Origin of the sequence: Bifidobacterium pluvialisilvae, assembly GCF_019331695.1 — a bacterium.
GTDB lineage: Bacteria > Actinomycetota > Actinomycetes > Actinomycetales > Bifidobacteriaceae > Galliscardovia > Galliscardovia pluvialisilvae.
The window spans coordinates 86,869-107,382 of sequence record NZ_JAHBBI010000008.1 but is presented as its reverse complement, the minus strand read 5'-3'; the positions used below and the strand labels follow the sequence as shown (position 1 = coordinate 107,382).

Genomic DNA, 20,514 nt, shown 5'->3' with positions numbered 1-20,514 from the left:
GTCTTGATTTTTTGGATGATGCGTGGTATCAAGCTCGCGCCGCGTGACGGCAACCGCGGAACGACGCCGGTTCGGCCGTCTCCGAATCCATCCCATGCACCAACCACTATATGGAAGCCCTCAAGCACAGGAATCCTGCTCGGCGGCGCACCGACCACCTTTCTTGCCATCCTGAGCGAAGCCGGCTATTGGTCATCCTGAACGGAGCCGGCTATTGGTCATCCTGAACAGAGCCGGCTATTGGTCATCCTGAACGGAGCCACCTTTTTCTGTCATCCTGAGCGGAGGCCGTAGGCCGGAGCCGAAGGATCTCCCACCGCCCCAAGATCCTTCGACTCGCTCCGCTCGCTCAGGATGACAGGAAATGAAACGCTCGCCCAGGATGACAAGGGCGGAACGCTCACCCAGGATGACAAAGGCAGAGCCCTCCATCCCGGCACCCCGGCTACCATGAGCGGTATGAACGCCCATGCCTCGCACGCCGACTCCCCTGACGGCGCCACCTCAGCCATCACGCCCGACAACGATGCCGCAGCCACCGGTGACGCGCATGCAGACGGCACGGCAGCACGCCATTCCTCGCGACTGCCGTACGTGGCCGCGTTTCCGCAGGCGCTGGGCACGGGCATCATCGTCACCTGCGAGCGGCCGGTCCCCGAATGTCTGCGCCGGCGCATGGCGAATCTCATCGAGGAATTCGAGGGCGCGTTCTCCCGTTTCCGCACCGACTCTTTGGTCGGGCGAATCGCGTCCGACGCCCATGGTGGCACGGTCACGTTCCCGTCCGGACTCGGTGCGGAGCCATTGTTCGCGCTCTATGACCGTCTGTATGCGGCTTCGGACGGCGCCGTCGACCCGCTGGTCGGCGAGGAGCTGACGAGACTCGGGTACGGCGCCGACATGGCGTTCCGCCTGCGTTCGGGCAAAACCCCGGAAACCGCCTCCCCTCCCTCATCCGCCTTTATAAAGTCGTCTGGAAAAGCGGGGGCCGCCTACGACACTTATGCAGACGGCTTGCAGAAGCGTCCGACGTGGCGTGACATCACGCATGCCGGGCGGACGCTGACCGTGGACCGACCGATGCGATTGGATTTCGGTGCGGCGGGAAAAGGCATGATGGTCGACCTGTTGGCGAATCTGCTCGAACATGAACTGCCGGACGCCGCCTACGTCGTCGACGCGGGCGGCGACCTGCGGGTCCGCGGCCTTGATCACGCCGACCCGTTGACCATAGCCATGGAGGATCCGGACGACGATGCGCGCGCGGTGGGAACCCTGCGCATCACCGACGGGTCATTGTGCGCGTCGGCGCCAAGCCGTCGTCATTGGCGAATCCGCTCAGGGGATGCGCTGCGCGAGGTGCACCATCTGCTGAACGCCGTCGACGGCCGGCCGGCGAACGACATCAAGGCCACATGGGTGTTCGTGCCCCGCAGCGGCATCACCAGTCCCACCGCACTGGCCGACGGACTGGCCACGGCCCTGTTCGTCGCCGACGCCGGCAGTCTGGCCGCGGCATTCCCCAGGGAAGACGGCGCGCCGGCGTTCGCATGCGCGATGCTCGACGCCGGCCGCAACGCCGCCGCGTCCGCGAACTTCCCCGGAGGCTTCTTCACGGCATAATCCGCCTCAGCCCGGTCGGGGCGGCCTTGGCGTTCACCGTCGCAACCGATCAGTCGTCGTTGTCGTCCCTGTCGTCGGCATCATCGTTGCCGTCGTCCTTGTCGTCATTATCGTCGTTGTCGTCGCTATCGTCCTTGTCGCCGGCGTCGTCATTCTTGTCGTCGTCGCTGTCATCGTTGCCATCGTTGCCATCGTCGGCGTCGTCGTTGCCGTCGTCATCGTTGCCATCGTCGTTCTGGTCGTCGGCGTCGTCATTATCGTCGTCCGTCGTGCCGGTGTTGCTCGACTGGCTCGGCGAATTGGACGGCGCGTCACCGCCTCCCCCTCCGATGTTGCCGCACGCGGACAATCCGAGCACCATCAGCACCGCCGCGAGAACGGCGAGCAACGGCATGATTCGACGGTTGGTGATGGACTTCGTACGCATGATATTCCCTTCATATGGTCGCCCGCATCATCGCTGCCACGGACGATCGTCAACCCCCAACGACCTATGCCGAAAACCCCACTGGCATACATCATCAAGGCCGGCCGGCAGTTGCCATGCCTGATTTCAGGGTATCGTATGCCCTATGGCCAAGAAGCCCCCTACTCCCCCTTCAAACGATTGCCATCACCGAATCTCTACGAATTCTTAGAGCAATCTAAGAACGAGGAGGCACCGCGCCGGTACGGCAAACCCCATCAGCCCGGAACCGCGGCAACCCGCACGCCGACAGCGCACATGCCCCAAGGAGGGCATTATTCACGTGTGGTTTTTTGCGACAAGCGAACATCATGATTCACAACCACATACCACATAATCATACCCTCGATATACCCCTGAACATTTCATCACGGACCCTCTATTCCGTTTCCCACCAATGAAGGCGAACCAGACGTTCTACGTTGGAATCCGAGGGTTGGATTTGTTGGGGTTTGAACAATCGCATCATTCATTTCTCCATCGGACCATCGGAAAAACGATTCCCATCAACGATTGCGAAGCATACAAAAATGAGAAAAAATCCATTGACCATAATGACCGGAGTATGCGCGGCCGCCATCATGATGACGGCATTCGCCATGCCCGCCAACGCGGCGGCAACGCCGAACAACACCGCAGCCGCGACGCCCGCGGCCACCAGCGGCGCCACCGCCAAAGCGCCGGCCGCGGCATCGTCCGATAACGCCGGCACCAACGCCAAGCCGGAATCCAACGACAATACCGGTAATACGAACAACGGCGCCACGACCGCCGGCAACGGCAACGCCGACACCAACGGCGCGGGAGCATCCGACGCGCCGAACACCGGCGACACCGCCGACTTCCCGGGAACGCCGGGCACCACGGAAGCGAAGGACGTCACGACGACGTTCGATGCCGCCGACGGTCTGAAGGACGCCTCCGGCAATCCGATTGCGGCAGACGCGACCGGCGTCGCCAAGCTTGAAGCCGCCAAGGGCTCGTTCGGCGCCATCAAGATCGACGCGACCACCGGCAAGTTCGCCATGCGCACGACGAACAAGGACGTGCAAATCAACGCGGGCACCGTACTGTACATCCCCGTGGCCTACGACGCCAAGGGTGTCTCGCTGAAAATCGCCTCCGCCGGCGGCAACGCCGCGATCACCGTGGACGGCAAGGACGCGACGACCAACCAGTCCGTCGCCATCGCCGGCAAGCAGACCGACTTCCCGAAGTACGTGACGGTGCGATTCACCGCCGCCGCATACGCCACCGCCATCACCGTGGACTACAGCTCCGACAGCGGCTACGGCACCCCGGACGTGAAGGCCGTGGACCGCACCTACACGTTCAACACCTCGAAGGCCGCGCTGCTCAAGGACGCCGCCGGCAAGCCCGTCGACGCGGCGAACCCGGCCATCCAAGGCGCCAAGGGCAGCTTTGACGACATCAAGATCGACGCGCTCTCGGGCAAGTTCCTCCTCAGGGCCAGCGACACGCAGGTGAACTCCGGCACCGTGCTGTATCTGCCCATCGCCGCCGACTCCAAGGGCGCGACGGTCACCGTGCAGTCCAGCGGCGCCAACGGCGTGAAGCTCACGCTCGACGGCGACGACATCGCCGCGGGAACGGCCAAGGTCGTCGACGCCACGGAGGCGCGCTACGTGGCGCTCGCCGTCAACAGCACCGACCCCACGCTGACGGGCAGCTTCTATCTGACGTCGATCAGCGTGGACTACGGTTCGAACGAGCCGGCCACGACGAACCGGACCGTCACCGTGGGCCACGGCAGGCAGTACCGCTACCAGAGCATCCAGCAGGCCCTCAACGCCAACGATTCCTCGCTGACCGACCGCCTCGTCCTGCAGATCGCCCCCGGCGACTACCGCGAGAAGATCACCGTGGCCAAGCCCGGCGTGGTGTTCGAGAACGGCGACAAGACGGCGACGCATCCGGTCGTCATCCACGAGGCGTATTACGCGGCCATGGGCACGGTCACCCCGCAGGCGAACCCGAAGTACGACGCCTCGCGCGCGGCCGGCACCAACACGTCGGGCACCGTGAGCGTGCAGTCGGGCGCGGACGGATTCACGGCATACGGCATCACGTTCCGCAATGATTTCAACATCTCCGTGCACCCCGAGGCCGGCTCGCAGACCCCGGCCGTGGCGCTGTACACGGCGGCCGACAAAATCAACCTCGTCAACTGCCGCCTCATCGGACGTCAGGACACCGTCTGGTTCAACGGCAACGGCCGCGTGAACGTGGCGAACTCGTACATCGAAGGCACGGTCGATTTCGTGTTCGGCTCCGCCGATGCCTACATCCACGATACGCAGCTGCACATGGCGCACTTCGCCGGCAAGGACAACGGCTACTTCACCGCGCCGAACACCAACAAGGCCCACACCGGCCTCGTATTCGACAAGTGCCGCTTCACCGCCGACGCCGCCAACGCCAAGGTCACGCTCGGACGCCCCTGGCAGACCGAGGTGAAGCAGGTCAAGAACGCGGCCGGCGTCATCACCGGATATGACTTCTCGAAGCAGGAGGGCGCCGACGGCCAGGGCGTGTATCCAATGGGCGCGGCCTCGGCCACGACGCTGCTGGAATCCACGGTGGCGTCGAACGTGGGCGCGAAGGTCTCGGGCACGAAGGCCGTCACGCGTTGGAGCACGTGGAGCCGCAAGCTCGACGGCAAGAACGTGGACGTGACCTACCATCCGGCCGTGCGGTTCGCCGAATACAATTCGGTCGACGAGAACGGCGTGGCCGCCCCCACCTACGACTACGATTCCAAGCTCGGCGGCGACAACACGAAGCGCACCGACTTCCTCATCGGCCACGGCGAGACGCTGGCCGCCGACCAGCTGGCGGCGAAGCGCACGGAACTGCTCGCCGCGATGCACATCGGCGACGGGCTCGGCGACTGGAACCCGGCGTTCGGATACGTGGGTCAGGGCATGGCGATCCCGACGACGCCGACAACGGGCAACGGCGGCAACGGCGCGAATGGCAGTGGCTCTGCGACGGTCTCGACGGGCTCGAACGCCGGCAACGGCCAGCAGGGCAACGGCAACGCGTTGGCCAGGACCGGCGTCGACGTCATCGCCGTCGCGGGAACGATGCTGATGATCGCGGCCGCGGGAGCCGTGATGGTGTATCGCCGTATGCTCAGCCGCTGAATCGAGTGGTCGTATCGGGAATCAATCGGTCGGTTGATTAGCCCAATCGGCTGATCGATTCCCGATTTACGCAACCATCGCAACCGGCAGGAACCGAAAACACGGTACGGTTCCTGCCGGTTGTTGTATATACGACGAATGGGAACCGGGGAAACGGTACCGTTCCTATCGGTTGCCTCACACACGACGAACGGGAACCGGAACAGTGACGCGGTTCCTGTCGGTTGCTCCACACACGACGAACGGGAACCGGGGAGGTTCCACGGTTCCTATCGGTTGCATGGCAGCATGGCAGCGTCGTGTTACCGACCGACCGCCGCGTTGAGATAGGTAAGTTCGTCGGACGTCAGCACGAGGTCGGTCGCCGCGAACGAATCGCTGATTTCATGCGGATTCCGGGCGCTGGGGATGGTGAACAGGTGGTCGTATTGCGCCAGTTCCCATGCGAGCGTGACGCGCTGGTACGAACAGCCGCGCGTCGCGGCGACCTTGCGGAACGGGTCGTACTTACGCTGGTCGACGGCGTCGAGGAATCCGCCGAGCGGCGACCAGCAGACGAATGCCAACCCCAATTCCGCGCAGTATTCCAACGTATGGTCGGGGTCGGGATAGGACGGCGAGAACTGGTTCTGCACGGCGATGAGACTCTCACCGAGGATGCTCCGGGCGATGTCGATGTCGTGGGCGTCGACGCGCGAGATGCCGACGTGACGGACCACGCCCTCGTCGACAAGCCGCCGGAACGCGCCCATCTGGTCCTCGTACGGCAGTTGCGGGTCGTTGCAATGCGAGTACAGCAGGCTCAGCGAGTCGACGTGGAGTCGACGGGCCGATTCCTTGGCCTGATGGATGATGGTTTCGGGGCGGGCGTCGGCCTGCCAGCCGTATTCGCCGAAGTTGTTGCCGGAGACGGCGCCGGTTCGGTCGGCGATGGCGGATTTGGGCGCGGCGGCAGAGTCTGCGTTGGAAGTGGCGGGAGCGGCGGAGAGGGTGCGCAGCCAGCCGGTTTTCGTGGCGACGAGCACGTCGTCGCGCGGGCCGTCCCATGTGGCGAGCGCCTCGTACACGAGTTTTTCGCCGTAGCCGAGGTCCTCGGGCTCGCCGGTGCCGGGTCTGCTGGGCAGATAATACGACCATGCGGTGTCGAGGTAGCGTACGCCGACGTCGAGCGCGGCGTGGATGGTGTCGATGGCGACGTTGCGGTTGGACGGCCGGCCCTCGATGGCGAGCGCCATGGTGCCCATGCCGAGTCTCGGCGTCTCGTATCCTGCCAGTCGTGCCATTGCGGCTCCTTTCGTCGTGCATCTACGCCCCAGCATAGGCGATGCGCGGGCGTGGATGGAGACGAGCCATCCTGAGCGGAGTCGCGCGCCCATCCCACTGTCATCCTGAGCGGAGTCGCCTACACACCACTGTCATCCTGAGCGGAGTCGCGAAGCGACGGAGCCGAAGGATCCCCCACCGCATCACAGCGCCGAGATCCTTCGACTCGCTGCGCTCGCTCAGGATGACATAAAGGGAAGCAGCCACCTAGGACGGCACAGGCACCACTATGCGGCCAGCGTGGCGAACTGGCTGTTGTACAGGTCGGCGTAGAAACCGCCGTCGGCGAGCAGTTCGTCGTGCGTGCCGCGTTCGATGATGTCGCCGTCCTTCATCACCAAAATCATGTCGGCGTTCTTGATGGTCGACAAACGGTGCGCGATGACGAACGACGTACGTCCCACGGTCAGCTGGTCCATGGCCTTCTGAATCAGCTCCTCGGTGCGTGTGTCGACGGACGACGTGGCCTCGTCGAGGATGAGGATCGGCGCGTCCTGAATCATGGCGCGGGCGATGGTGAGCAGCTGCTTCTGGCCAGCGGACAGGCTCGTGTTGTCGTTCAACACCGTGTCGTAGCCGTCAGGCAGGGAGCGGATGAACCGGTCAAGGCCCACGGCGCGGCAGGCCTCGCGCACCTGTTCGTCGGTCACGCCCCGCTTGGAGTAGACGATGTTCTCGCGAATCGTGCCTTCGAACGTCCACGTGTCCTGCAGCACCATGGCGAACTGGTTATGGACTTCGGCACGTGGCACCGACGCCGTCGATACGCCGTCGATACGGATGTCGCCGCCGTCGAGATCGTAGAACCGCATGAGCAGGTTGACCATGGTGGTTTTGCCGGCGCCGGTGGGGCCGACGATGGCGACCTTCTGCCCGGCCTTGACCTTGGCGCTGAAGTCGTGGATGACGGGCTTGCCCGGCTCGTAGCCGAACCGTACATGGTCGAATTCGACGTCGCCGCGCAGTCCGTTGTCGTCGCCGGCCTCATCGGTGATGTGTCGGCCTTCGAGCGCGCTTTCGTCCGTCATCTCCGGCTCCTCGAGGAAGCCGAACACGCGTTCGGAGGCGGCGGCGCAGCGCTGGAGGTTCTGGAACGCCTGGGCGAACTGGCTGAGCGGCTGCGTGTAGAGGCGGATGTACATCATGAACGCCACGATCACGCCGAATTCGATGGTGCCGTTCATGGCGAGCGCCGCGCCGACGACGCAGACGGCCACGTATCCGAGATTGCCGATGAACTGCATGATCGGCATCATGAGTCCGGAAAGGAACTGCGACTTCCAGCCGGAGACATACAGCCGGTCGTTGTATTTCTCGAACTGCGCGATGGAGTCGGCCTCGCCGGAGTACGCCTTGACGATGGTGTGGCCGGCGTACATCTCCTCCACATGGCCGTTGACCTCGCCGAGGGCGAGCTGCTGCAGCGTGAAGTATTTCTGCGACGCCTTCATGATGATCATCATGATGATGAGGCCGATGACGCTGACGCCGATGGCGGTCAACGTCATGGTCACGTTGTTGTAGAACATCATGACGAGCGAGCCGACGAACAACGTGACCGACGTGATGAGCGAGCCAAGCGATTGGCCGAGCGTCTGGCCGATGGCGTCGACGTCGTTGGTGATGCGGCTGAGCACGTCGCCGTAGCTGGTCTTGTCGAAGTATTTGAGCGGCAGACGGTTGATCTTCTTCGAGATTTCGTCGCGCAGACGCTGGGCGGTGCGCTGGGTGACGGTGGCCATGATCCAGCTTTGCACGTAGGTGAGCAGCGCGTAGCCGACGTACAGTGCCACGAGCGTGACGCAGATCCGTGTGACGGCGTCGAGGTCGATGGCGTTCATGACCGGGCGTCCGTTGACCATGGCGGGCAGGCCCTTGGTGATTTCGTTGGTGACGTCCTTGAGTTTGTCCGGTCCGATGATCTGGCAGACGGTTCCGGCGGCGCCGAGAATCAGCGCGACGACCATGGCGGGCAGGTACCGTTTGCAGAAACGGACGAGCTTGCCCATGATCTTGCCGAAGTCCTGGGGTTTTTCGGCCGCACGACGCGGTCCCATTGGTCCTGGCATGATTCAAAGTCCTTTCATTTGATGATGTGGGGAGGGTGGGGGTGTTTTTCGCGTCACCCCCGCTCCCGCTGGCGGGAGCTGTCAGCGTAGCTGACTGAGGGTGGTTGGTGTGCTGCTGAGTGGGTGTCGGACCATCCCCAGTCTCGGCTGCGCCGAGCCAGCCCCCGCCAGCGGGGGCCGAGTCGTGTCATCCTGAGCGAGACGAACCGGCGTACACACTGTCATCCTGAGCGAGCGCAGCGAGTCGAAGGATCTCGTTCCGCCACACCGAATCCTTCGGCTCCGGCCACGGGCCTTCGCCCGGGATGGCAAAGGCGCACGCAGCCCCGTCCCCACGTTTTGTCTACGCGGCGAGCTCCGACTCGCTGAGCTGGGATTCGGCGATCTCGCGGTAGACCTCGCAGTTGTCGAGCAGTTCGCGGTGGGTGCCCTGTCCGACCACGTGACCGTCGTCGAGTACGACGATGCGGTCGGCGTGCATGATGGTGCCGATGCGCTGGGCCACGATCAGCTTCGTGGAGTCGGCGCATTCCTTGGCGAGCGCCTCACGCACCTCGCGGTCGGTGCGGAAGTCGAGTGCGGAGAACGAGTCGTCGAACACGAGGATCTCCGGATGACGCCATACGGCGCGGGCGATGGACAGGCGCTGCTTCTGCCCGCCGGAGACGTTCGAGCCGCCTTGGGCGATGTCGGAGTCGATGCCGCGGGGCATCTTGTCGACGAATTCGCCGGCCCGGGCCACGTCGATGGCGGCCCGCACGGATTCGGCGCTGGCGGTGTTGCCGTTGGCGCCGGCGTTGCCAATGCCGGTCTTGTCGCCATAGGCCACGTTGCCGGCCACGGTTCCCTTGAACATGACGGAACGCTGCGGCACGTAGCCTATCTTGTCGCGCAGGGCGGTGAGCGTGTAGTCGCGCACGTCCACGCCGTCGACGAGCACCTGGCCCTCGGTGACGTCGTAGAACCGTGGCACGAGGTTCACCAGCGTGGATTTGCCGGAGCCGGTGGATCCGATGAACGCGACGGTCTGGCCGGGTTCGGCCTTGAAGCTCACGTGTTCGAGCATCGGCTCGCGCGAATCGGGGTAGGTGAAGCCCACGTTGCGGAATTCGACCTCGCCGCGCAGCTCGCGGCCGGCGGCGTCCTTCGCGCCGTCGGTGCGCTCGCCGTCGGTGACGGTCGGCTCGGTGTCGAGCACTTCGAGGATGCGCTTGGCGGAGACGTCGGCGCGCGGCCAGAGCACGAACACCATGCTCATCATGAGGAAGCTCATAATCACCTGCACCGAGTAGCTGGAGAACACGACCATGTTGGAGAACAGGGTGAGCTTGTCCATCATGCCGGCGGCGTCGATGAGGTAGGCGCCGATCCAGTAGACGGCGAGCATGAGGCCGTTCATCACGGTGTTCATGAGCGGCATCATCACGCTCATCGCACGGTTGGTGAACAGCTGGGTGCCGGTGAGTTCGTCGTTCGCCTTGTCGAACTTGGCCTCCTGGTAGCGTTCGGCGTTGTAGGCGCGCACCACGCGCAGACCGGTGAGGTTTTCACGTGAAACACGGTTGATGTTGTCGGTCAGCGCCTGCATGGCCTTGAACTTCGGCATGACCATCGCCATGAGCACGGCGACGGCGACGAGCAGGATCACAACGGCCACGCCGGTGGCGATGGTCCAGTCGAATCCCTTGCCGGCGATCTTGCACACGGCCCATACGGCCATGATCGGCGACTGCACGAGCAGCATGAGTCCCATGGTCACGAACATCTGGATCTGCGTGATGTCGTTGGTCGAACGCGTGATGAGGCTGGCCGTGGAGAAACGGTTCATCTCGGCCGGACCGAACGATTCGACGCGTTCGAATTCCAGCGAGCGCAGCCGGCGGCTGAACGACGCGCCCACGCGGGCGGTGATCAGGCCGGTCAACGCCATGCAGATGACGGCGCCGAGTGACACGGCGAGCATCTTGCCGCCGGCGACCCATACGTCATGCATCTCGCTGCCGGGCGTCTCGACCAGGCGCGTGATATCGGCCATGTAGTCGGGCAGTTCCAGATTGAACCAGATCTGCGCCACGATGAGCAGCAGACCGACGAACAGCTGCCCCCATTCGGCTTTGGAAAGGTATTTGCATATCCGAATCATGTTATGGTTTTCCCTTGCATATCTTGGTCTCCGTCAGCGCTTGCGTCAGGAGCTTATATAAGTTGTCGTCAAAAGTATTTTTCAGTACTTACCGTTTCATCTATTCATAATTTATGGTGTTCAATATAAGGCATAACAACACGACGGCAGAGCCAACGGTCGGCGGAGACAGCGGTCGGCGGAGACAGCATGTTACGCGGCCATCACGCCGTGTCATCACACTGTGTCATCACACTGTGTCATCACGCGGCCCGCCAACGCACATGCCGTCAGACCGTCACATCTTGCACGGCGGGCCGGCCGGCGGTGCCGGAAAGCCCTCGTCCCGCATATAGGTGCCGAACTCCTTGCAACGGTCGATGAACTGGCGGGTATGCTCCTCCCCCATGCGGTTGAACACATGGACGAACTTCTCGCGAATCTCATGGAACAGCATCCGCTCGCGCTCGCGGCCCTCGACGGTGATGCTCACCAACACGTTGCGACGGTTGGACGGGTCGGTCTCGCGTACGACCAGGCCCTTCTTCTCCAGCCGGTCGAGAATAGCCGAAACACGACCGGGGCTGACGCCCAGCGCCTCGGACATCCTGCCCGGGGTCAATGGCACGCTCGACATGGCCAGCATGTGCAGCGCCGGATGCTCGCCCTTCACGCCGCGGTTCACCCTGTCGAACGCCTCGCCCCGACTGTGCATCGCCATGGCGAACATCTCGTCGACGGCATCCTCCGCGAATCCCATGGCACTCCTTTCCGCCGAACATGGCACTGACTACGACTCGGGCACGGCATCGGATACATCGAATGCATCGCGAATGCGGCAGACCGCCCGCGACACGTACGTTCACGAACGGACGCGACGTATCCGACGAGATGGCCCGTCCGATGTGACGGTTCGTCCGATGCGAGCCGTCCGATGCGATGGCCCATCGCCGTCCCGCAATATTTTCTACCACCAATATTTCATAGTGTCAAATGTTTGGGTGTGGGGCGAGTGAGACAGCGAAAAAGATCCTTCGACTCGCTTCGCTCGCTCAGGATGACAGGGGCGAGCGCTCGCCAGGGCGGCAAGGCTTGCCCCCGCCGGACGAGCAGTCCCACGGACTGTCCGTAGGCGCCGCAAGGCCCTTGGCCCCCGCTGGCGGGGGCTGGTTCGGCGCAGCCGAGACTGGGGGTGGTTCGACACCCACTCAGCCACACCGCCAGCTCCCCTCAGACCGCCTCCGGCGGCCAGCTCCCCTCAACCTTGAGGGGAGCTCATGAGATGGCACGTCTCAGCCCCTGTCATCCTGAGCAAAGACCTCCCTTTACTGTCATCCTGAGCGAAGGACGGAGTCCGGAGTCGAAGGATCTTCCACCGCCTCAAGATCCTTCGACTCGCTCCGCTCGCTCAGGATGACACGACTTGGCCCCCGCCAGCGGGAGCCGGGTACCGGCACCACTGTCGCCCCCCCTGGACAGCCGCCCCCTCTGTCATCCCGAGCGGAGACTTCCCCTCACTGTCATCCCGAGCGGAGTCGCGCAACCTTCGGCCATGTCATCCCGAGCGGAGTCGCGCAGCGACGGAGTCGAGGGATCTTCCCGCCCAATGGACGAAAACCAACCGCTGACATACGGTGCGGCTACCCTCGGTACACGGCAAAACAACGACCACGGATGTTTCACGCAAACGATGTTTCACGTGAAAACGCCCCGATGCGCAATGTTTCACGGGAAACAGCCGCGGCCGCACAACAGAGAAGGAAGGGACGTCATGGCTGAGAATCCATCGACCAAACCCCGCGAGACCGACGATGTGCCGGTGCCCGCGTCACTGCGTAAATCACTGAAGAACCGCCACATCCAGCTCATCGCGCTCGGCGGCGCCATCGGCACGGGCCTGTTCTACGGCTCGTCCGAATCCATCGCCCTGGCCGGCCCGGCGATTCTGCTGGCTTATCTCATCGGCGGCCTTGCGATCTTCATGATCGTGCGCGCGCTGTCCGAAATGTCCGTGGAGGATCCGAAGGCCGGCGCGTTCAGCTACTATGCCACCCAGTACTGGTCCAAGCGGGCCGGCTTCGTCAGCGGCTGGAACTACTGGTTCAACTACATCCTCGTCTCCATGGTGGAGCTTTCCGTCGTCGGCACGTTCGTCAACTACTGGTTCCCGGCCATCCCCACCTGGGTTTCGGCGGCCGTGTTCCTCGCCGTCATCGCCGCGGCCAACCTGCTCGGCGTCAGCCAGTTCGGCGAGTTCGAATTCTGGTTCGCCATCATCAAGATCGTGGCCGTCATCGCCATGATCCTCGGCGGCCTCGCCGTCATCATCTTCAACCTGCCGACCGACTCCGGCATACGCGCAAGCTTCGCCAACTGGTTCACCGTGGGCGGCGGCTTCTTCCCCAACGGACTGATGAGCCACGCCGGCGACGGCTCGTGGACCGGCCTGCTCATGGCGCTCGTCGTGGTGATGTTCAGCTTCGGCGGCACCGAACTCATCGGCATCACCGCCGGCGAGACCGAGGACCCGCGGCGCACGATCCCGCGCGCCACCAACGACATCATCTGGCGAATCCTCGTGTTCTACATCGGCGCGCTCGGCGTGATCATGGCCGTCGTCCCGTGGAACACCATCGACGGCAAGTCCAGCCCGTTCGTGCAGATCTTCGACTCCGTGGGCGTGCACGCGGCCGCCGGCATCCTCAACTTCGTGTGCCTCACCGCCGTGATGAGCGTCTACAACTCCGGCCTCTACGCCAACTCGCGCATGCTCTATTCGCTGGCCAAGCAGGGCAACGCGCCCGCCTATCTCGGCAGGCTCAACAAGCACGGCGTGCCCGTGGCCGGCGTGCTCACCTCCGCGGTGATCACCGCCATCGCCGTGGTCGTCGTGTTCCTGTGGCCCGAGTTCGCGTTCAACTACCTCATGTCCATCGCCACCATCGCCGGTATCATCAACTGGACGATGATCATGATCACCGAGATGAAGTTCCGTCGCGTGGCCGCCGCCGGCAAGTCGCCGTCCGACTCCGCGCTGGCCGGACTCTCCGGGCAGAAGGCAATCGACGCCATCCACTTCAAGCTGCCCGCCGCCAAGGTGACGCCGTGGATCGTGCTCGCGTTCCTCGCGCTCGTGGTGGTGCTCATGCTCTTCTCCCCCAGCTACCGCGTGGCCGTGATCGCCGGCGTGATCTGGCTGGCCGTGCTCTTCGTGGCCTACCAGCTCACCCAGGCGAAGAAGTAGGCCTCGCGGGCCGGTCGCCGTCTACGCCGATTTCCGGTGCCGATCATCCGCTATGACCGGTGCCAGAAGTCGGCGAGCGCGGCGGCGAACCGTTCGGGCTGGTCAATCGTCGGGATATGCGCGGCGTCGGCGAAGACGACCGGTTCGACGCCCAGCATCGCCGCCTCGTGTTCGTACACGGAGTTCGGCCAGACGTCGTCGTCCTCGCCATACATGATGTTGATGGGCAATCCGCGTCGGCGCAGCGTCCGCAATTTCCCGGTCACATCAGCGTATTTCGTCATGAAGCCGGCGACCGACGCCAGATGGTATTTCGACGTGGCATGCATGCACTGGCGGAACAGTTCGGCGTACCGGTCCGGCTGCGGCTCGTCGCGGATGGGACGGTACGCGTAATACAGCAGCATCGAGCCGAACAGCCGCAGCAGCATGGGCGCGACCTCAAACAACGGCGTGCTGTTCACCGGGCGGGCGCCGGAATCGAACACGGTCAGCGAACGCAGAAGGTCGGGGCGGCGCACAGCGATGCGACGCGCGACCACGCCGCCGAAACTATGGCCGACCAAATCGACCGGGCGCTCGCGGGCCCCCAGTCGTTCCAACACTTCGCAGCCGTCGGCGACGAAATCGCTGAGCGCGTACGCGTCACGGCGGTCCGGGGCGGCGGAATCGGCCTGGCCGCGCTGACTGTAGGCCATGATGGCCGTGGTGCGGCGCGCGCCTTCGCGAATCCCCAGCTCTTTCCACAACTGTGGGAAAAACGGGATGAAATCCTCCTTCGAGCCGGTGAATCCGGGAATGAACACCGCCACGCGCTCGGCGGCGTCGAGATTATGCGTACCGACGGCGGTCAAACGCCCCACCGAGCAGTCGATGCCGAATGTGCGGAGGCAATCCGGCGTATCGAACGGGCCGAACTGCGGAACCCGGGGAAACCGGTAGTCAGACGATGCGTTCATCTTCACCTCCGCGATTTCTTTCGCGTTCTCCATGGCCGGGGCAATCGGGTGGCCCGAAATAAATGGATGGTCAGACCGGTTTTTCGGGGCGTCAAGGCCGGGAGGCATGTTCATGCCCATCGTAACCGTCGAATCATGCGATTCGCGGCCGCGAATATATGAAAAACCCGAGTCGTGGGTGTTTGATTGTGCGTAGGCCCGGAATTCGTTGATTTCGGGAATGCACAAAACATTGGAAAATCAACGATTCGCGTTTTTCACGCTACCAAAGACGGCGCGGATATCGTCATACGAACACCCACAACTCGCCAAAAACCGGATGAAAGTCGGCATCAGGCTCCACACATTCGCAACCAACGGCGTCTACCATGAGGTTGTATGAGTGTTTTACACGACGGCATTGGCAGTGACGCAATGAACGACAACACAGCAAACGATAACACCACCAATCCCGAAAAACCCAATGATTCCAACGGTTCCATCATTCCCGAGACCATGCACGCATGGCAGGTGCGCGACCAGCCGGGGAACATCGACGACGATCCGCTCGAATGGGTGGAGAAGCCTGTGCCACAGCCCGGACCCGGTGACGCGCTAATCCGCGTGCTCGCGTGCGGCGTGTGCCGGACCGACCTGCACGTCTCCGAAGGCGACCTGCCGGTGCATCGCGAGCATGTGACGCCCGGTCATGAGGTCGTCGGCGAAATCGTGGCGGTGGGGCCGGACGCCGGCATCGACGTGTTCGGCAACCGGTTCGAGGCGCGGGTGGGCGAGCGCGTGGGCGCGGCATGGCTGCGGCACACGTGCAACGAATGCGAGTTCTGCCACAGCGGCAAGGAGAACCTCTGCCAGCATTCGCTGTACAACGGATGGGATGCGAACGGCGGATACGCGCAGTATATGGTGGCGCCGATCGAGTATCTGTATTCGCTGGAGCCGCTGCTGGGCGGCGGGGAAGGCAAGGGCAAGGGCAAGGGCGATGGCGACGATGGCACTCCGTATTCGCTGGAGACGGTGGCGCCGCTGCTGTGCGCCGGCATCATCGGATTCCGCGCGTTGAAGCGTACAGGTCTGTTGGATGGAATCTCGTTCGACGGGCTCAACCTTGAGGCCGCACGCGATGCGATCGCGGAACGGCTGGGGCACAAGCCGGTGCTGGGATTGTACGGGTTCGGCGGATCGGCGCATATCACCGCGCAGGTGGCGTTGGCGCTGGGGATGCGCGTGCACGTGCTCACGCGCGGCAAGAACGCGCAGCGGTTGGCGTTGAAGCTCGGATGCGCGTTCGCCGACGACGCGTATGAGATGCCGCCCGAGCCTTTGGACGCGGCCATCATCTTCGCACCGGTGGGGGCGATCGTGTTGCCGGCGTTGGAGGCGCTGCGTCCGGGCGGTGTGCTGTCGCTGGCGGGCATCCATATGAGCGATGTGCCGACGTTGAACTATGAGAAGCATCTGTTCCACGAGAAGGAGATCCGTTCCGTGGAGTCGAACACGCGGCAGGACGGGCGGGAGTTCCTGGCGTTCGCGGCCGCGCATCACATCAAGGTCGATGAGCATCCGTATCCGCTCGATCAGGCGCAGCAGGCGTTGAAGGACCTGAAGGCGGGAGCGTTCACCGGTGCCGCCGTGCTGCTGCCGTAGAGGCGCTGCGAGCGCGGATTAAGGGGGACCGGGCATGCCCCATGCCTGATCACGCAAAACCGTTTGTCATCCTGAGCGGAGCCGTCCCTTCCCTGTCATCCTGAGCGGAGGCCATAGGCCGGAGTCGAAGGATCCTGCGCCGCATCAGCACCAAGATCCTTCGACTCGCTCCGCTCGCTCAGGATGACAGGGTGGAGGCACGTCGCCCAAGACGACAGGGGTGAGGACACTGGCCCCCGCTGGCGGGGGCTGGCTGCCGTCAGGCAGACTGGGGGTGGTTGGACACCCACTCAGCACCACACCAACCACCCTCAGTCGGCTCCGCCGACAGCTCCCGCCGTGTTGTGCGACGTGCGCTCGCAAGAGCGCACTGCTACGAACAGTCCACTGAACTGTTCGTCCAGCGGGAGCCAACTAAATGGACGTTCCGCCCCCGGCGGCCAGCTCCCCTCAGACTTGAGGGGAGCCAAGGCACTACGCGCGGTGGCGACGCAGCGTGAGCACCACGCCGGCGCCGGCGAGCGCGACGGCGGCCAAAGCCACCGCGCCCACGGCCACGCCGGTCCTGCTCAGCGAGCCGGACTTCTGCTCGTTGCCGCCGTACTGGGCGCCGTTGCCGTTGCCCTTGCTATCGGCGGCGGAACCGGAGCCGTTCGCGTTGGAGCCGTTGCCCTCACCCGAACCAGAACCCGAGCCACCGGTCTGCTGACCGTTGCCACCGTTGCCAGTGCCACCGTTGCCATCGGCAGGCACCGTCACGGTGATCTGCGCGCTGGCGCCGGTCGCCGGATCGGTCACGGTCACGGTGGTCTCACCGGCCTTGAGGCCCTTGATGCGGCGGTCGGAGGTCGGGTTGGCGCCCATGTCGACGAAGCCGACGACCTTCTCGTCCCCGATCTTCCAAGTGAGCTTGCCCACGTCGACGCCATCGCCCTTGACCGCCACGTTCAGGCCGGTTTCGGCGCCGATCTTGAGGGTCAGTTTGCCGCCGTCCACGCCGTCGCCGGTGATGCTCAGCGTCGGCTTGGTCGGGGTGACGGGCGTGTCGTCCTTGGCGAGCTTCACGGTGTAGGTGGTCGTGGAGCCGTCCTCGGCGGTCACGACGACCGTGACGACGTTGGTCTTGCCGTCGACGGCGACCTCGGCCTTGGCCCCGTTCTCGTCACCCAGCGCGTACGCGACCTGCTGCACGCCGACCGCGCCCGGATCGGCGACCTTGACGGTCACGCCGTCGGCAGCCGTCGCGGCCTTGAGCTGGTCCGCGTCGAGGGCGACGCCGCCGACGGTGAGCGACTTGAGCGAGGAGTCGTTCGACTTCTTCGCCTCGACGGTCACGTCGAACGTGGCCTTCCTGGTCTTGTCGGCGTTGAGCGTCACGGTCAGGGTCTGCTTGCCGGCCTTCGACGAATCGAATCCGGAGACGGTGTAGTCGGCCGCATCAAGCACCTTCGTGCTGTCATCGCTCATGTTTGCGGTCACTTCAAGACCGGCGGCGTCGAACTTGTCGCCGACGGTGTACGTGGTCTTGGAGGGCTGCTTGGTCACCGTGATGGAGTCGACGGTCGCGGCCGGCTTGTCCCCACCGTCGCTCGGGAACAGTTCGGCGACGCCGACGGCGCGGTTCCAGACCTTGAAGTTGTCGATCTGGCCGCCGAAGTCCTTGTCGCTGCCGTAGAACGACAGGCCGAGGTATCCGGAGGCGCTGTCCGTGCCCGCGAAGTCGGCGGCGGTCAGTGTGGTGGTCTTGGTGGCCACGAGCTTGCCGTCGAGGTAGTAGGCGATGGACTTGCCGCCCTTGACGACCACGTCCACGTGCACCCACGTGTTCTTGGCGGGCGTGGAGCCGGTGAGCTGGGTCTGCGAGCCGTTCTTCGACGCTTCGACGCGCGTGTTGGAGCCACAGGAGACGATGTTCACCAGATAGTCCTTGCTGCTCTTGCCGAGCGCCCACGGGTAGACGCAGGTGTTGGCGCCATCCCACTGATAGTCGGCGGAGATGGTGATGTCCTTCTGGCCGTCCGAGACCACGCCGGACGGAATCGTCACGTACGCCGTCGATCCGTGATTGCCGCCGGGCACCTGCAACGCCTTGCCGTTGTCCTCATGGTCGACGAGCGTGGCGCCGGAGTTGGTGATCTTGCCGTCGAGTTTGTCGCCGGCGGATCCGGTGTTGTCGACGACGGCGTTCGCGTCGGCGGAGGCGTCCTTGTCGAACGTGTATTCGAGGACCGGGTCGGAGGACGGTACCTTGGCACCGTCCTTGACGATGGTGACCGTGTAGTATTTCACGGTCTGATGATCCTGCGCATACGAGGCGATGTCGACGGTGGTCACGTCGTTGTCGAGCGTAATCGTACGGGCCTTCGTGTCGTCGATGATGACGCCGTCGACGGTCACGTACGATCCGGCGTCCTTGACGCCGATCGTCGCGTCGACGGACTTCGTATCCGACGGCACGGTGAGCGTGTACGACGTCTTGGCGCCGTCGAACGCAGGCGCGAGGTCGCCGTTGCTGAACTTCAGCGACTTGAGCGACGCGTCGTCGTTGAGACCTTCGGCGTTCTGCATGCGTACGCCGTAGACGCCGCCGACGAGACCGCCGGTGGACTTGAACAGCACGCGCACCTTGCCGTCCTTGGCCTGGGAGACCAGATCGGCGGGCAGTTCCGTGGTGTTCCAGTAGAAGGCCTTCGACCCCTTGTTCTCGATCGTGACGGTGTAGGTCTTCGCGTTGGCGGAGACCTCGCCCTTCGAGTTGTCGGAGACCGGCGTCGGGTCGACGATCATGCTGAACGTACGGCCCGCGTCGGCGGACTGGTACTGCACGCTCACGTAGTTCTTGGCATTGGCCGCGGTGTCGACCTTCAGATCGTAGCTGAACCAGCCATTGGCCTTGGCGTCACGGTACTGCTTGCCCTCGTAGGTGCCGGCGTTGGAGTCGTCGGACTTGGCGGCGTTGTGGGCGATTTCCTGCTGGAATTCGTTGTCGAAGGCGTCGACCGCGTCGGTGATGAGCGACTGGGTGGCGGCGTCGGTCTTCTTCTTGAGGATGTTCTGCTGGTAGACGTCGGAGTCGACCTCGGCGAGATCCCAGTAGATGGCGTACGTGGTCTTGTACGTCGAGTAGTAGGGATGGAGTTCGAGGCCGGCGGCGTCGCCGTCGACGTTCTTGAACTGGAACGTCAGGGTTTCGCGGGCGCCCGTGTTCGGATCGTCGGTGCGGACGAGGTTGCCGGACTTGCCGTCGGTGCTGACGCCCTTGAGCCATTCGGTCACGGACGCGCCGTCGGTCGGGATGATCGCGGCCTTGGCGTTCGCGTCGGAATCGTAGTTGGCCACGCGCACCTTCACACCGCCGTACGAGTAGTTCGTCTTGTAGTTGGTGTCGGTGAGCGCGCCGGCGAGCACGACCGGGCCGTACTGGAAGGCGACCCAGTTCTTGTTGTCGGCGGCGTCGATGGCCTGGAGCTTCGCAGGCAGCGTGTATTCGATGGCGGTGCCGTTCTTGACGGCGACCGTCACCCAGCCGTTGGCATCCTTGTCAAGCGCCTGCGTCTTGCCATCGACGACGAGCTTGACGCCGGAGGCGATGGCCCATTCGGGCACGCGCAGCTTGAGGTTGGCGGAGCCGTTGCCGGAGACCGCGAACTTCACGACGTCCTGCTTCGGGACGTTCGCCGTCTGCGTGATGGTCAGGTCATGGCGCTTGTCGGTGTAGGTGGACGACCAGAACATGTTCACGTAGATGTTGTTCTCGTCGGTGAAGTAGAACGAGTCGTTGAGCTTGGCGAAGTTCTCGATGCCGGTGCCCTGGCAGCACCAGTATTCGCCGATCGCGCTGCCGAACCAGCCTCCGGCCGGCAGCCCCCTCGTCAGAGGAGGCCGGCCGGCCACCCG

The 20,514-nt window shown here is 64.0% G+C and carries 11 protein-coding genes; 4 read left to right on the top strand and 7 right to left on the bottom strand.

The window, feature by feature from the left end; all coding sequences use genetic code 11:
- Positions 1 to 354: 354 nt before the first annotated feature.
- Entirely contained in the window at positions 355 to 1,623 is a 1,269-nt protein-coding gene (locus tag KIH77_RS07635) for an FAD:protein FMN transferase (RefSeq protein ID WP_236024555.1), read from the top strand.
- A 49-nt stretch (positions 1,624 to 1,672) separates the two neighbouring features.
- Here the strand turns inward: KIH77_RS07635 and KIH77_RS07630 are convergent, their stop codons facing one another.
- Entirely contained in the window at positions 1,673 to 2,050 is a 378-nt protein-coding gene (locus KIH77_RS07630; RefSeq protein WP_219100630.1) for a hypothetical protein, read from the bottom strand.
- Between the two features lie 593 nt (positions 2,051 to 2,643).
- Between KIH77_RS07630 and KIH77_RS07625 the strand changes: the two genes are divergently transcribed.
- Complete coding sequence (locus KIH77_RS07625) at positions 2,644 to 5,256, top strand: pectinesterase family protein (RefSeq protein WP_219100628.1); 2,613 nt, start codon at positions 2,644 to 2,646, stop codon at positions 5,254 to 5,256.
- A gap of 302 nt (positions 5,257 to 5,558) precedes the next feature.
- On the opposite strand, the gene KIH77_RS07620 is transcribed toward KIH77_RS07625, so the two are convergent.
- The 4 genes from KIH77_RS07620 to KIH77_RS07605 form a co-directional block, all read right to left on the bottom strand.
- Positions 5,559 to 6,575, bottom strand: a complete 1,017-nt coding sequence (locus KIH77_RS07620; RefSeq protein ID WP_219100704.1) for an aldo/keto reductase — start codon at positions 6,573 to 6,575, stop codon at positions 5,559 to 5,561.
- Positions 6,576 to 6,806: 231 nt separating this feature from the next.
- A complete protein-coding gene (locus tag KIH77_RS07615) occupies positions 6,807 to 8,636 on the bottom strand; it encodes an ABC transporter ATP-binding protein (protein ID WP_372445380.1) in 1,830 nt (609 codons plus the stop codon).
- 355 nt (positions 8,637 to 8,991) lie between these two features.
- Positions 8,992 to 10,791 (bottom strand): ABC transporter ATP-binding protein, encoded by a 1,800-nt coding sequence (locus KIH77_RS07610; RefSeq protein ID WP_219100624.1) that lies wholly within the window; start codon positions 10,789 to 10,791, stop codon positions 8,992 to 8,994.
- Positions 10,792 to 11,068: 277 nt separating this feature from the next.
- On the bottom strand, positions 11,069 to 11,530 hold the full coding sequence (locus KIH77_RS07605) for a MarR family winged helix-turn-helix transcriptional regulator (protein WP_219100621.1): 462 nt from the start codon (positions 11,528 to 11,530) through the stop codon (positions 11,069 to 11,071).
- Positions 11,531 to 12,541: 1,011 nt separating this feature from the next.
- On the opposite strand from KIH77_RS07605, the gene KIH77_RS07600 reads away from it, so the two are divergent.
- Positions 12,542 to 14,014 carry an amino acid permease gene (locus KIH77_RS07600; protein ID WP_219100619.1) on the top strand — a complete coding sequence of 491 codons (1,473 nt, stop codon included), beginning with the start codon at positions 12,542 to 12,544 and terminating at the stop codon, positions 14,012 to 14,014.
- A 50-nt stretch (positions 14,015 to 14,064) separates the two neighbouring features.
- On the opposite strand, the gene KIH77_RS07595 is transcribed toward KIH77_RS07600, so the two are convergent.
- The gene (locus tag KIH77_RS07595) at positions 14,065 to 14,973 is read right to left on the bottom strand and encodes an alpha/beta fold hydrolase (RefSeq protein ID WP_219100617.1); all 909 of its coding nucleotides are present in this window, start codon (positions 14,971 to 14,973) and stop codon (positions 14,065 to 14,067) included.
- A 414-nt stretch (positions 14,974 to 15,387) separates the two neighbouring features.
- Between KIH77_RS07595 and KIH77_RS07590 the strand changes: the two genes are divergently transcribed.
- Positions 15,388 to 16,617, top strand: a complete 1,230-nt coding sequence (locus KIH77_RS07590) for an alcohol dehydrogenase catalytic domain-containing protein (protein ID WP_219100615.1) — start codon at positions 15,388 to 15,390, stop codon at positions 16,615 to 16,617.
- A gap of 474 nt (positions 16,618 to 17,091) precedes the next feature.
- Here the strand turns inward: KIH77_RS07590 and KIH77_RS07585 are convergent, their stop codons facing one another.
- A complete protein-coding gene (locus KIH77_RS07585; protein ID WP_219100613.1) occupies positions 17,092 to 20,511 on the bottom strand; it encodes a bacterial Ig-like domain-containing protein in 3,420 nt (1,139 codons plus the stop codon).
- Positions 20,512 to 20,514 lie beyond the last annotated feature (3 nt).